This window comes from Acidovorax sp. FG27, assembly GCF_040365715.1.
Taxonomy (GTDB): Bacteria; Pseudomonadota; Gammaproteobacteria; order Burkholderiales; family Burkholderiaceae_C; genus Paracidovorax.
In genome coordinates this window covers 75072-88410 of sequence record NZ_BAABVY010000007.1, presented here as the reverse complement: position 1 = coordinate 88410, position 13339 = coordinate 75072, and the positions used below count along the sequence as shown (strand labels likewise).

The 13339-nt window shown below is 70.7% G+C and carries 14 protein-coding genes; 8 read left to right on the top strand and 6 right to left on the bottom strand.

Features of this window, described 5'->3' with window-relative positions; all coding sequences use genetic code 11:
* Nucleotides 1-6: 6 nt before the first annotated feature.
* The 3 genes from dacB (at nt 7) to ABWV53_RS04770 (ending at nt 3509) form a co-directional block, all read left to right on the top strand.
* The gene (gene dacB / locus ABWV53_RS04780) at nt 7-1521 is read left to right on the top strand and encodes a D-alanyl-D-alanine carboxypeptidase/D-alanyl-D-alanine endopeptidase (RefSeq protein WP_353363464.1); all 1515 of its coding nucleotides are present in this window, start codon (nt 7-9) and stop codon (nt 1519-1521) included.
* A 120-nt stretch (nt 1522-1641) separates the two neighbouring features.
* A complete protein-coding gene (locus ABWV53_RS04775; protein WP_353363462.1) occupies nt 1642-2793 on the top strand; it encodes an SGNH/GDSL hydrolase family protein in 1152 nt (383 codons plus the stop codon).
* 38 nt (nt 2794-2831) lie between these two features.
* Nucleotides 2832-3509, top strand: a complete 678-nt coding sequence (locus ABWV53_RS04770; RefSeq protein WP_353363460.1) for an OmpW/AlkL family protein — start codon at nt 2832-2834, stop codon at nt 3507-3509.
* 141 nt (nt 3510-3650) lie between these two features.
* On the opposite strand, the gene ABWV53_RS04765 is transcribed toward ABWV53_RS04770, so the two are convergent.
* The 4 genes from ABWV53_RS04765 to purE form a co-directional block, all read right to left on the bottom strand.
* Complete coding sequence (locus ABWV53_RS04765; RefSeq protein ID WP_353363458.1) at nt 3651-4607, bottom strand: SGNH/GDSL hydrolase family protein; 957 nt, start codon at nt 4605-4607, stop codon at nt 3651-3653.
* Between the two features lie 125 nt (nt 4608-4732).
* Complete coding sequence (locus tag ABWV53_RS04760; protein WP_353363456.1) at nt 4733-5746, bottom strand: L-threonylcarbamoyladenylate synthase; 1014 nt, start codon at nt 5744-5746, stop codon at nt 4733-4735.
* A gap of 16 nt (nt 5747-5762) precedes the next feature.
* Nucleotides 5763-7016, bottom strand: a complete 1254-nt coding sequence (locus tag ABWV53_RS04755; RefSeq protein WP_353363454.1) for a 5-(carboxyamino)imidazole ribonucleotide synthase — start codon at nt 7014-7016, stop codon at nt 5763-5765.
* On the bottom strand, nt 7013-7513 hold the full coding sequence (purE, locus tag ABWV53_RS04750; protein WP_353363452.1) for a 5-(carboxyamino)imidazole ribonucleotide mutase: 501 nt from the start codon (nt 7511-7513) through the stop codon (nt 7013-7015). Before purE ends, ABWV53_RS04755 begins: the two co-directional genes overlap by 4 nt.
* Before the next feature lie 105 nt (nt 7514-7618).
* Between purE and trxA the strand changes: the two genes are divergently transcribed.
* Together trxA and ABWV53_RS04740 are read left to right on the top strand one after the other, a co-directional pair.
* Nucleotides 7619-8524, top strand: coding sequence for a thioredoxin (gene trxA, locus ABWV53_RS04745; protein ID WP_353363450.1), 906 nt, complete (start codon nt 7619-7621; stop codon nt 8522-8524).
* Nucleotides 8525-8529: 5 nt separating this feature from the next.
* A complete protein-coding gene (locus tag ABWV53_RS04740) occupies nt 8530-9366 on the top strand; it encodes an META domain-containing protein (RefSeq protein ID WP_353363448.1) in 837 nt (278 codons plus the stop codon).
* A gap of 19 nt (nt 9367-9385) precedes the next feature.
* Here ABWV53_RS04740 and ABWV53_RS04735 read toward each other — a convergent pair whose 3' ends face one another.
* Nucleotides 9386-10306 (bottom strand): phosphoribosylaminoimidazolesuccinocarboxamide synthase, encoded by a 921-nt coding sequence (locus ABWV53_RS04735; RefSeq protein WP_353363446.1) that lies wholly within the window; start codon nt 10304-10306, stop codon nt 9386-9388.
* Nucleotides 10307-10708: 402 nt separating this feature from the next.
* Between ABWV53_RS04735 and hpf the strand changes: the two genes are divergently transcribed.
* The 3 genes from hpf to hprK all read left to right on the top strand — a co-directional run bounded on the left by hpf (nt 10709) and on the right by hprK (nt 12777).
* Entirely contained in the window at nt 10709-11062 is a 354-nt protein-coding gene (hpf, locus tag ABWV53_RS04730) for a ribosome hibernation-promoting factor, HPF/YfiA family (RefSeq protein WP_056668938.1), read from the top strand.
* 229 nt (nt 11063-11291) lie between these two features.
* Nucleotides 11292-11759 (top strand): PTS sugar transporter subunit IIA, encoded by a 468-nt coding sequence (locus ABWV53_RS04725; RefSeq protein ID WP_353363443.1) that lies wholly within the window; start codon nt 11292-11294, stop codon nt 11757-11759.
* Nucleotides 11760-11823: 64 nt separating this feature from the next.
* Nucleotides 11824-12777: an HPr(Ser) kinase/phosphatase gene (gene hprK, locus ABWV53_RS04720; RefSeq protein WP_353363441.1), complete on the top strand. Its 954-nt coding sequence runs from the start codon at nt 11824-11826 to the stop codon at nt 12775-12777.
* Between the two features lie 49 nt (nt 12778-12826).
* Here the strand turns inward: hprK and fur are convergent, their stop codons facing one another.
* On the bottom strand, nt 12827-13264 hold the full coding sequence (gene fur, locus ABWV53_RS04715; RefSeq protein WP_353363439.1) for a ferric iron uptake transcriptional regulator: 438 nt from the start codon (nt 13262-13264) through the stop codon (nt 12827-12829).
* Nucleotides 13265-13339 lie beyond the last annotated feature (75 nt).

Sequence of the window (13339 nt, the reverse complement as noted above, 5' to 3'; positions counted from 1 at the left end):
TGCCGCATGGTTTCATTCTTCCGCGCCCGCCGCCCGCTGTCCTGGCTTCCCGTGCGCACGGCGGCCGCCTGCGGCATCGCCCTGGCAACCCTGGTGCCGCCGCTCGCCCGGGCACAGGCGCCTGCGTCTGCCGTCGCACCTGCCGTCACCCCCGCCGCCCCCGCCCTGCCGCCCGCCGTCGACGCCGCCCTCGCACGCGCCAAGGTGCCCCGCGAGGCGCTGTCCGCCGTGGTGGTGGAGGCCAACGGCCGCGTGCCGCCCCGGCTGGCCTACCGGGCGCAGGCGCCGGCCAATCCGGCCTCGGTGATGAAGCTAGTCACCACCTATGCCGCGCTCGAGCTGCTGGGCCCGGCGTTCACTTGGGAAACGCCCGTCTACCTGGACGCCGCGCCCCAGGGCGGCAGCCTGCGCGGCAACGTGTACATCAAGGGCCAGGGCGACCCCAAGCTGGTCGTGGAGCGGCTCTGGCTGCTGATGCAGCGGCTGCGGGCGCAGGGCGTGCAGGTGATCGTGGGCGACATCGTGCTCGACCGCAGCGCGTTCGACGTGCCGCCGCACGACGCGGGCCTCTTCGACGGCGAGCCGCTCAGGCCCTACAACGCGGCGCCCGACGCGCTGCTCGTCAATTACAAGACCCTGGCCATGACCTTCCTGCCCGATACGCAGGCCGGCTTCGCCCGGGTGAGCTACGAGCCGCCCCTGTCGCCGGCGCAGCTGCAGGCCACCGTGCCGCTGGCGGCGCCGGGCGCGGCCTGCGGCGACTGGCGCGCCGGCCTGCAGGCCGACTTCGCCGATGCCGCGCGCGTGGCCTTCCAGGGCGTCTACCCCGCCGCCTGCGGCGAGCGCCAGTGGGCCGTCGCCCCGGCCGACCCGGCGGGCTACGCGGCGCGCGCCGTCGAAGGCATGTGGCGCGAGCTGGGCGGGCGGCTCACCGGCAGCGTGCGCGACGGCCGCGTGCCGGCCGGCCTGGCGCCGGCCTTCAGCGTGCGCTCGCCGGCGCTGGCCGAGGTGGTGCGCGACATCAACAAATACAGCAACAACGTGATGACCCAGCAGCTGTTCCTCACGCTGGCGCTGCAGCGGGGCGGCGTGGGCACCTTCGACGGCGCGCGGGCGGTGGTCGGCCAGTGGTGGCGCCAGCGCTTCGGCGCGGCGGGCGACGCCCCGGTGATGGACAACGGCGCGGGCCTGAGCCGCGAGGGCCGCGTCAGCGCGCAGGCACTGGCGCGCATGCTGCAGGCCGCATGGGCGTCGCCCGCCATGCCGGAGCTCATGGCCTCGCTGCCCATCGTCGGGGTGGACGGCACGCTGCGCCGCACGCAGGGCCGGGCCACCGGCAGCGCCCACCTCAAGACCGGCACCCTGCGCGACGTGACCGCCATGGCCGGCTACGTGCATGCCGCCAGCGGCAGGCGCTACGTGCTGGTGGCGCTCGTCAACCACGCCAACGCGCCGGCGGCCCGCCCCGCCATCGAGGCGCTGGTGGAGTGGGCGGCGGCCGATACCGGGCGGGCGGACTGACCGGGCCACATCGCTCGGCCCGCCCCTCGGTGTTTACCCGCTCCATGGCCTGGGAAGTCCCGGCTTACGATGGGCCACCGAAAAAAGAACGATCGTTCTATTTATAACAGGAGTCGTTAGATGAAACCTCGCATGCAATGGGCGGCGCGCGCCGCCGTGGCCTCCGCCGTCGCCGCCCTGCTGTCCGCCTGCGGCGGCGGTGGCTCCGATACCTCCACGGCCGTCAGCGTGAATTCCGTGCGCGTGATGGGCGACAGCCTGGCCGACAGCGGCACCTTCGGCTTCAAGGCCACCGTGCAGGGCTCGGCCCCGACCGGCCCCGGCTCCACCCCCATCTGGCCCGAGCGCGTGGCCACCACCTACGGCCAGACGCTCTGCCCGCACTACACGTCGAACGGCACCAGCTTCGGCGTCAACGCCACCTGCACGAACTACGCGGTGGCCGGCGGGCGCATCAACAACTTCACGGCACCGGCCTCGCCGGTGTCCATCACCCGCCAGATCCAGGATGCCGGCACCGCCGGCTACAACGGCGGCGAGCTGGTGCTGATCGACGGCGGCGGCAACGACGCGGCGGACCTCATCGGCGCCTACCTGCGGGTGCCGCGCGACGGCGGCGCCGCCTACCGGGCCGTGCTGAGTACCGTGCTGGACACCGCCACGGTGAACGCCGCCTTCGCCGCCGGCGCCACCGGCCTGGCGCAGGTCGGCGGGCGCTACATGCAGGTGCTGGCCGGCCAGTTCGCCACGACCATCAAGACGCACACGCTGGACAAGGGCGCCAGGCGCGTCGCCATCGTCAACATGCCGGGCATCACCCTCACGCCGCGCTTCCGCACGGTGCTGGCCTCGGTGGCCGCCGCCAGCGGCGCACCGGCGGCGGCCCAGGCCGAGGCGGTGTTCGACGGCTGGGTGCAGGCCTTCAACACCCAACTGGCCAGCAGCGTGACGGGCGATAGCCGCATCGTCATCGCCGACCTCTATTCCTCGTTCAAGGACCAGGCGACCAACCCCGCCCAGTACCAGCTAACCAACGTGACCACCGCCGCCTGCCCGGTCACCGGCGTCGGCAGCGACGGCCTGCCCACCTACACCTTCCCCACCTGCACCGCGGCCGCCCTGTCGGCCGCCACCCCGCCCGCGGGCGCCACCGGCGGCACCAACTGGTGGCAGACCTATGGCTTCGCCGACGGCTTCCACCCCACGCCGTACGGCCACCAGCTGGTCGGCCAGCTGGTGTCGCGCGCCCTCGCGCAGGCCGGCTGGCTGTGAACGGCCGCAGCGCCCCCTCGACGCAGGAACCCATCGCCATGAACCAGCAGCACATCGTCCGGGCCGCAGCGGCCCTTGCCACCGCCCTTCTCGCCACCGCCGCGCAAGCCCAGGTGGCCGGCACGCTCAGCGTGCGCATCGGCGCGACCCACATCGCGCCCCAGACGCGCAGCGGCGACCTGAGCGCGCCGAGCTTCCCCGGCACGCGGGTGGACGTCGGTTCCGCCAGCGCGCTGACCGGCGGCCTGAACTACATGCTGACCGACAACTGGGCCATCGACGTGCCCATCGGCCTGCCCTTCAAGCACTCGTTCTACGGCGACGGCGCCATCGCGGGCGCGGGCAAGGTGGGCGAAACCAAGGTGCTGCCCGCCACCGTCTTCGCGCAGTACCGCTTTGGCGAGGCCAATGCCAACTTCCGTCCCTACCTGGGCCTGGGCGTGACCTACGCCAAGTTCTTCAAGGAACGCACCACCGCCACGCTGAACGCCCTGAGCGGCGGCACGCCCGCCAACCCGACCACGGCCGAGATCGACGACCGCTTCGGCCTGACGCCGCAGGTCGGCTTCGTATACAACTTCAACGAACGCTGGTTCGTCGATGCGGCCTACTACAAGAGCTTCCTGAAGACACGCACGCACCTCTCCAGCGGCCAGAGCATTCCGATCCGCCTCAACCCGAACGTCTTCGCCGTGGGCATCGGCTACCGGTTCTGATCCACCCCGAGGAACGCGCGGCCGGCGCCCACGAAGCGCCCGGCTGCCGCCAGACAGCAAAAAGCCGACCCAGGAGGTCGGCTTTTTCATGGGCGATCCGGGAGGGCGCTGCCTGCCCCCCGGTCGGTCGGTCAGTCGGTCTTACCAGCGAACGCGCAGGCGGTCGTAGGCGTAGTTGCCGAACTGGCGATAGCCCGAGGGCGTCAGGTACACCTTGTCGGCGAACAGGAACTTGTCCTGGTTGGCGCCGGCCACCAGCGTGGAGGTGTTGCACAGCGAGGAGTTGACCTCGCCCGCGGCGATGCCGATGCCCGGGCCGGCGTCTACCGACGTGCACACCGCCGTGGTGGCGTTGTCGAAGCCGTAGCCGGACGGCGAGCCCTGCATCAGGTTCACGTAGTAGGCCGCATCGACGTACAGCACGGTGCTGCCCAGATCGACGAGGTCCACCAACAGGCCCTGGTTGAAGGCGCTGCTCGCACGGCTCAGCAGGTCGGTGCGGTTGATGGCCGTGGCCCAGGGCGAGCGGCTCAGGTCGTAGGTGCCGGTGGCCACGATGTGGCGCGCGCCCGCGTCGGACAGGCGGCGGATCTGCTTGGCATAGTCCTGGCCGGCGGTGCGCATGGCCGCCACGTAGGCCTCTTCCGTCTGCGTGCCGGCCAGCACGCCCCGCATGCCGACGATCACGTCGCTCACCCCGCCGCTGACGACGATCAGGTCGTCCGCGCCGAACGTGCCGCCGGCCAGGAACGCGTCGATCTGCTGCTTGACGGTCAGCGTGGCGGCGTTGCCCGCCGCGTCGGGCGTGGCCACGACGCGGGCGTTGCCGCGCGCATAGCCCAGGCCCCCGGCGGACACCGGCGTGATGTTCTGGCCGTAGCGGGAGGCGAGCTGAACGGCCCAGTTGTTGATCGAGCCGTCGTTCACGGAGTACTTGCCCCCGCCGCCCTGGCCGGCGTCGGTCAGGCCGTCACCGAAGGCGATGAACCGCTTGGGCGAGAGGGCCGATTCGGTGGTGCTCGATCCGCAGGCCGCGAGCAATGCGGCCGACGCGCAAGCGGCGACCACGAGGCTGCGGCGCATCCAGTTTGCTGCCATGTTGTGTTTCTCCAGAATTAGTGGCCTGAGTTTAACGACTACGCCCGGCAAGGCCTGCAACGAGGGCGATCGCGGCGGTGGCGCCCCCGAGAAGGCACGAACGCCATGGGCCCCGGGCCGTGCGATCAGCCTGCCGCGGCCGCGCGCTGCAGCCGGTCGCGCACGCCTTCCCAGTCGGTCGACCCGGGCGGGGTCTCGATCCAGATCAGCTTCACGCCGGCATCGTCGAAGCCGCGCAGTGCCGCGAACAGCTGCTGGGCCGCGGCCGCCGCGTCATCGGGCATGCGGCGCATGACGACGCGCGCCGAGCGGGTGCGCAGCGCGGCGCGGGCGTAGACGGCCAGGTGCGCGGCGTCGGCGCCCAGCACGTCCAGCCCGGCCTGCAGCGCGCGGGCGTCCATCAGCCGCACGCGGGCCGCCGGGGCGTAATGGGCCTCCAGCGTGCCGGACGCCCGTGGCGTATGGTCCGGCAGCTCCTCTTTCGATAGCGGGTCGATGCCGCAGGCGGCCGCCACCTGGGCACGCGTGATGGCGCCCGGGCGCAGCAGCACGGGCCGCCCACGCGTGCAGTCGATGATGGTCGACTCGATGCCGACCTCGCAGGGGCCGCCGTCCAGCACCAGCAGGGCGTCGCCGAATTCCTCGGCCACGTGGCGCGCCGTGGTCGGGCTGACGCGGCCGAAGCGGTTGGCGCTGGGCGCGGCCACGCCCCAGACGGGCTCGCCGGGCAGCGCCGCGTCGCCGGACGCCGCGGCCCGCAGCACGGCCTGCGCCACCGGGTGCGCGGGGCAGCGCAGGCCCACGCTGTCCTGCCCGCCGGTGGCGGCGGTGGCCACGCCGGGCCGGCGCGGCAGGATGAGCGTGAGCGGCCCGGGCCAGAACGCATCGACCAGGGCCTGGGCGAAGGCCGGCACGTCGCGGGCGAAGCGGGCGATGCCGCTGGCGTCGGCCACGTGCACGATCAGCGGATGGTCGCTGGGCCGGCCCTTGGCGGCGAAGATCTGCGCCACGGCGGCATCGCTGGCGGCGTCCGCCGCCAGGCCGTAGACCGTTTCGGTGGGCAGGCCCAGCAGGGCGCCGCCGCGCAGCGCCGTAGCGGCGGCGGCGATGGAGTCGGGCCGTTGGCCGTCGAGGATCATGCGGTGCCCTGTGCCGTCAGAAGGGTTCGATGCCCAGCAGCGCGGCGGCCTGCAGCGCGGTGGCGCGCGCGGCCTCGGCCGTGGCGGCGGTCACGTTCAGGTGGCCCATCTTGCGGCCGGGCTTGGCATCGGCCTTGCCGTAGAGGTGCAGATGGGTGCCCGGCAGCGCCAGCACCGCCGCCCAGGGCGGGGTCTGCGCATGCGGGCCCCGGGCGAACCACAGGTCGCCCAGCAGGTTGAGCATGACGGCGGGGCTGTGCTGGCGCGGCTGCGTCAGCGGCAGGCCGGCCATGGCGCGCACCTGCAGCTCGAACTGCGACACGTCGCAGGCGTTCTGGCTGTAGTGGCCGCTGTTGTGCGGGCGCGGGGCGATCTCGTTGACCACCAGGGCGCCGTCCTCCAGCACGAAGAACTCCACGCACAGCACGCCCACGTATTGCAGGCCTTCTGCTATCGATTTCGCAGCAGCAACCGCTTGTTCCGCGAGCGCGGGAGGCACATTTCCTTCATGAACCTCGGTCACCGCCAGGATGCCGGCGCGGTGCAGGTTGCGCTGCACCGGCAGGTGCACGCAGGCGCCATCGGCACCGCGCGCCACGATCACCGAGCACTCCAGCGCCAGCGGCAGCATCTTTTCCAGCACGCAGGGCACGCCGCCCATGGCCTGCCAGGCGGCGGCCAGGTCTTCGCGCGTCTTCACCCGCGACTGGCCCTTGCCGTCGTAGCCCATGCGGGCGGTCTTCAAGATGCCGGGCAGCAGCCGGTCGGCATCGACTGCCGCCAGTTCCTCGGCCGAGCCGATCACGGCGTAGGGCGCGCAGGGCACGCCGCAGCGGTCGAAATGCGCCTTCTCGGCGGCGCGGTCCTGCGCGATGGCGACGGCGCCGGCCGCGGGCGCCACCGGGCGCTCGGCGCCCAGCGTGCGCAGGGCCTGCGCCGGCACGTTCTCGAATTCGGTGGTGATGGCGTCGCTCAGGGCCGCGAGCCGGGCCAGGCCGTCCGGGTCTTCGTACGCGGTCTGGATGTGGTGGTGGCTCACCAGGCCGGCGGGGCTGGCCGGGTCGGCGTCCAGCACGGCGGTGAAGTAGCCCATGGCCTGGGCGGCATGCACGAACATGCGGCCCAGCTGGCCGCCGCCCAGCACGCCCAGCGTGGCGCCGGGAAGCAATGCAGCCCCCACGCTCCGCCGCTGCGCTGGGTCGCTGCCCCCCGAGGGGGCCTTCGCGCCTTGGGACGGCCCGGCGGCGCTCATGTCGGGCGTCCGCGTCATGCCGACGCCACCGGCGGCAGCGTCATGCCGCGTGCGACTTCGGTCTGCTCGGCGCGGAAGGCGTCGAGGCGCGCGCGCAGGGCCGGGTCTTCATTGGCCAGCAGCGCCACCGCGAACAGCGCCGCGTTGGCCGCGCCCGCCGCGCCGATGGCGAACGTCGCCACCGGAATGCCTTTGGGCATCTGCACGATGCTGTGCAGCGAGTCGACGCCCGAGAGGTGGCGGCTCGCCACCGGCACGCCCAGCACCGGCACGGTGGTCTTGGCGGCGATCATGCCGGGCAGGTGGGCCGCGCCGCCGGCGCCGGCGATGATGGCCTTCAGGCCCAGGCCGGCCGCGGCCTCGGCGTAGGCGAACATGTCGTCGGGCATGCGGTGGGCCGATACCACGCGTGCCTCGTGGGCGACATCGAATTGCTGGAGAATCTGCACTGCGTGCTGCATGGTCTCCCAATCGCTGGAAGAGCCCATGACCACGCCGATCTGGAGGGGTTTCATGTGGAGTGCGCGCGCCAGGCTGAGACGGCGCGCCGAAGTGGAACCCGCGATTTTACTTTTGTGCGCGCGCCCGGGGCGGCGCGCACGCCAACGGGCCTCACAGCAATGATCGACATCACCGTAGAGAATTTTGAAACCGAGGTCATCGCCGCCTCGATGCAAGTGCCCGTGCTGGTGGACTTCTGGGCGCCCTGGTGCGGCCCGTGCAAGTCGCTCGGCCCCATCCTGGAAAAGCTCGAGGTCGATTACGCCGGCCGCTTTAAGCTCGCCAAGATCGACTCCGACCAGGAGCAGCAGATCGCCGCCATGTTCGGCATCCGCAGCATTCCCACCTGCGTGCTGCTGATGAACGGACAGCCGGTGGACGGCTTCACCGGCGCCCAGCCCGAGGGCCAGGTGCGCGCCTTCCTCGACAAGCACCTGCCCCCGGCCGACGCGTTCGACGAGCCGCAGGACGAGGTGCCCGACCCGCTCGCCGCGCAGGAAGACCCCGCCGCCGCGCTGGAAAAGCTCCAGCAGGCCGTCGCCGCCGACCCCGCCAACGACGACGCGCGCTTCGACTACGTCAAGGCGCTTTTGCAGCAGGGCCGCGAGGACGACGCCAAGGTCGCCTTCGCGCCGGTGATCGCCAAGGCCGGCGTCTCGCGCAAGCTGGGCGCGTTGAAGGTGTGGATGGATGCTATCGATTCTGTAGCTATGGCCGCTGATGTATCAAGCGCCGGAGCCGAATTTGATACGAAGATTGCCGCCAACAAGCGGGATTTCGACGCCCGCTTCGGCCGCGCGCAGTGGCTGATCGCCCAGCAGTGCTGGACCGACGCGATGGACGAACTGCTCGAGATCCTGATGCGCGACAAGGGCTGGAACGACGAGGCCGCCCGCAAGACCTACGTGGCGGTGCTCGAGATCATCGAGCCGCCCAAGGTGAAGGTGGCCGAGGGCCAGATCCCGCCGCAGGACCCGGTGCTGGCCAGCTACCGCCGGCGCCTCTCCAGCGTCGTGCTGAGCTGAAGGATTTGGGCAAGACCGGCCGCGCGCGTTCCGGCCCGCTGGTGGCGCTTTGCCTTGCAGCGGCGCTGGCCGGCTGCGCCACGAAGGCGCCCGACATCGAGGTCACCGGCTCGGTCGTTTCGCGCGAGCGCCTCTACGTGCCGCCGGACGCCGTGTTCGACGCCGCGCTGGTCGATGTCTCGCGCCCCGAAGACCCGCCCGTGGTGCTGGCCCGCCAGCGCATCGACCCGGCCGGCCCGCTGCCCTATGCGCTGCGGCTGTCGTTCCACAAGGAGCAGTTGCACCCACAGGGCCGCTACGAGGTGCGCGCCGCCGTGCGGCGCCAGGGCGCCATCCTGCTCGATACACCCGGCGTGCATCCGGTGCTGTTCGACCCCGCCTTCCGGCATGTGGACGTGGTGCTGGCGCCGGTGCTGCTGAACCGCGCCAACGTGGCCGCATCGATGCCGCTGCAGCAGACCTACTGGAAGCTGGTGGCCATCCAGGGCGAGCCAAGCATCGACGCGCCGGCCGAGGGCCAGGCCGCGCCGCACTTGGTGCTGCAGCGGGGCGGCGACCGCGCCACGGGCAGCGACGGCTGCAATCGCTTCGTCGCCCAATTCGCGCAGGAGGGCGGGCTGCTGCGCTTTCAGGTGCTGGATACGTCGGTGCGGCTCTGCCTGCAGGGCGGCGGCACGGGGCCGGCCTTCCTGCGGGCGCTGGGCCAGGTGGCGAGCTATGCGCAGGAGGGGCGGGACCTGGTGCTGCGCAACATCGACCTGGAGCCGCTGCTGCGCTTCAGGGCGCAGGAATGGGGCGAGCGGCGCATCGACGAGGACGAGCCGCCGATGCTGCCGCAGTGAAAAGGCGGCCCGGGCGGGCTCAGGCCGTCAGGCGCTGGAGCGCTTCGCGGTACTTGGCGGCCGTCTTTTCCACCACCTCGCGCGGCAGGCGCGGCGCCGGGGCGGTCTTGTTCCAGGGCTTGCCGTTCACCTGGGCCTGCTCCAGCCAGTCGCGCACGAACTGCTTGTCGTAGCTGGGCGGGTTCTCACCGGCGGCCAGAGCGGCCTCGTAGCCCTCGACCGGCCAGTAGCGCGAGCTGTCGGGCGTCAGCACCTCGTCCATCAGCACCAGCTCGCCGGCGGGCGTCAGGCCGAATTCGAACTTGGTGTCGGCGATGATCATGCCCTTGTCGAGCGCGATCGCCGCCGCCGCTTCGTACAGCGCGATGCTGATGTCGCGGATGCGCGTGGCCAGGTCGATGCCGATCATCTCCACCGTGCGCTCGAAGGTGATGTTCTCGTCGTGCTCGCCCATCGCGGCCTTGGCGGCCGGCGTATAGATGGGTCGGGGCAGGCGCGCCGCGTTGGTCAGGCCTTCGGGCAGCGGCACGCCGCACACGGCGCGCGATTCCTGATATTCCTTCCAGCCGCTGCCGGCCAGGTAGCCGCGCACCACGGCTTCCACCGGAATGGGCTTCAGGCGCTGCACCAGCATCGAGCGGCTGCGCACCTGCGGCACCTCGGCGGGCGTGACCACGCTCTCGGGGTCGTCCCCTGTCAGGTGGTTGGGCACGATGTGGCCCAGCTTGTCGAACCAGAACAGCGCCATCTGCGTCAGCAGTTCGCCCTTGCCGGGGATGGGCTCGCCCATGATCACGTCGAAGGCGGACAGGCGGTCGCTCGCCACCATCAGGATGCGGTCGTCGCCCACGGCGTAGTTGTCGCGCACCTTGCCCCGGGCCAGTAGCGGCAGCGAGGTGAGGGCTGAGGTGTGCAGGGCGGAAGCGCTGGGGGTCATCATGGCGGCGGTTGTTGCGGGGGGGCGGGACGGTGGAGTGCGGGGAAAAAGCCGAGGGCCCGCGGCGGGCCTGCGGACGGGCGAGCGGATTTTAGCGGCCGGCCCGGGGGGCGCTCCTCCCGGTGGCCGCAGGTGCGGGCAGGCAAGGCCCTCAGGCAGCCGGGGCATCCGTGTGGTGGCCCAAGACGGGGGGCTGCCCGGCGAACTCAGCCATTGTGAAGGTTTTTCGGCCGTCCATCACCCTGTCACCCTTGTCCGCAAACGCCTATCGGGCACCGGTTTGCTTTTCACGGTGGGCCGGCGCATAGTCAATTCCAACGAGCGACGCATGCATCGAGTTCGGCACGCCGCCCATACCGGCACGGGCGGCCATGTTCTTCAACGGTAACCACAGGAGACCTGTCTATGAACCTGACGATCAGCGGCCACCATCTGGAAGTGACCCCCGCCTTGCGCAGCTATGTGACCTCCAAGCTGGAGCGGATCACGCGCCACTTCGACCAGGTGGTCGATGTCAAAGTGATATTGAGTGTGGAAAACCAGAAGGAAAAGGACAAGCGCCAACGCGCCGAGTGCAACGTGCACGTGAAGGGCAGCGACCTCTTCGCCGAAAGCTGCCATGCCGACCTGTATGCCGCCGTGGACGAACTGGTCGACAAGCTCGACCGGCAGGTCGTGCGCCACAAGGACCGACTGCAGGACCACAGCCATGCACCGCTCAAGCGGGCCGCCACGCCGGCCGAGGCGGCCGCCGCCTGACGGCGCGGACGGTATTCGCCTCCCCTGACCCACCCCAGCGCGCCGGCTGATTCCGGCGGCAACCGCCCCTTTTCGGGGCGGTTCTCGTTGGCGTAGCCCGTAGTTACACTCCAGGGCCGATTTTTACGAATGCGCTTTCACGCCAGCGTCGATCCAGCCGCCGCGTGAGAGCTTCCTCAGGGTTTTCGACAGGTCCGTTCGCGGGACGTGCATAATCGTTTTTCCTACTATGAACCGTCTCGCCTCCATCCTGCCTCCGGCCCAAGTGCTCGTGAGCGTCGATGCCACCAGCAAGAAGCGCGCTTTCGAAGAGGCGGGGCTGCTGTTCGAAAGCCAGCACGGCCTGTCCCGTGCGCTCATCACCGACAGCCTCTTTGCCCGTGAACGGCTGGGCTCCACGGGCCTCGGCCACGGCGTCGCCATTCCGCATGGCCGCATCAAGGGGCTGAAGTCCCCCATGGCGGCGGTGTTCCAGCTGGCCAACCCGATCGGCTTCGACGCGCCCGACGAGCAGCCCGTGGGCCTGCTCATCTTCCTGCTGGTGCCCGAGGCCGCCACGCAAAAGCACCTGGAGATCCTCTCCGAGATCGCCGAGCTGCTGAGCGACAGCGGCCTGCGCGAACGCATCAAGTCCAGCACCGACGCCACGCAGCTGCATGCGCTGATCGCCAACTGGCAGTCGGCCCAGACCGCCTGAGCGCCACAGCCCCGTCCTGGCGGCCGACGCCGCCTCCCACTGACCCACCGAGGGATCCACCGCCGTGAAGCCGAACGTCGTCAGCGCCGATGTCCTGTTCGAGGAATTCCGTGGCCCGCTGAAGTGGGAATGGCTGGCGGGCCTGGGCGCGTCCGAGCGCCGCTTCGATGAAGTCGCCGTGCGTTCGGCCCGCTCGGGTGCCGACCTGGTGGGCTACCTCAACTACATCCACCCCTACCGGCTGCAGATCCTGGGCGAGCGCGAGATCGCCTACCTGACCAACGCCACGCCGGAAGACTGCAAGCGCCGCATCGCGCGCATCGTCACGCTGGAGCCGCCGGTGCTGGTGCTGGCCGACGGCCAGAGCGCGCCCGATGCGCTGCTGTCCATGTGCGAGCGGGCGCAGATACCGATGTTCGCCACGCACGAATCCTCGGCCTTCGTGATCGACGTGCTGCGGGCGTATCTCTCCAAGCATTTCGCCGACCGCACCACCATGCACGGCGTGTTCATGGACATCCTGGGGCTGGGCGTGCTCATCACCGGCGAATCGGGCCTGGGCAAGAGCGAGCTGGGGCTGGAGCTCATCTCGCGCGGCAACGGCCTGGTGGCGGACGACGCGGTCGATCTCTTTCGCATCAACCAGACCACCATCGAGGGCAAGTGCCCCGATCTGCTGCAGAACCTGCTGGAAGTGCGCGGCATCGGCCTGCTCGACATCCGCGCCATCTTCGGCGAGACGGCGGTGCGCCGCAAGATGCGCCTGAAGCTCATCGTGCACCTGGTGCGCAAGGAAACGCTGGAGCGCGAATACGAACGCCTGCCCTACGAGCCGCTCACGCAGGACGTGCTGGGCGTGCCCGTGCTGAAGGTGGTCATCCAGGTGGTGGCCGGCCGCAACATCGCCGTGCTGGTGGAGGCGGCCGTGCGCAACACCATCCTCAACCTGCGCGGGATCGACACGTACCAGGAATTCGTGGAGCGCCACCGGCGCGCCATGGAGCGCGACGGCTCCTGAGAGTGCGGGCGGCCCGCACTCCGGCCGCCCGGCCCGCCGCCGGCGGGGTTCAGCGGTGGTTCGGCGCCGTGCCCAGCTTGGCGCAGGTGGCGCACTGGCCATACAGCGCCATCGAATGGTCGTGCACCACCCAGCCCTTGGCCTTGGCCACCAGCTGCTGGCGCTTTTCGATCTCGGGGTCGTAGAACTCCTCCACTTTGCCGCAGACGGTGCAGATGAAGTGGTCGTGGTGCTGGCCTTCGTTCAGCTCGTACACCGCCTTGCCGCTCTCGAAATTGCTGCGGTTCAGGATGCCGGCCTGCTCGAACTGCGTCAGCACGCGGTACACGGTGGCCAGGCCAATGTCGGAACGCTCTTCCAGCAGCACGCGGAACACGTCTTCGGCCGTCATGTGGCGTTGCGCGCCCTTCTGGAAGATCTCCAGGATCTTCAGGCGGGGCAGCGTGGCCTTCAGGCCCGTGCTCTTGAGTTCGTCGATATTGGTCATGACAGGAGTCTTTCGTGTGCCGCAGGGCGTACCGGCGCCCGGGAAATCCGCCTCCGCGGCAGGGCGAGACAGGCG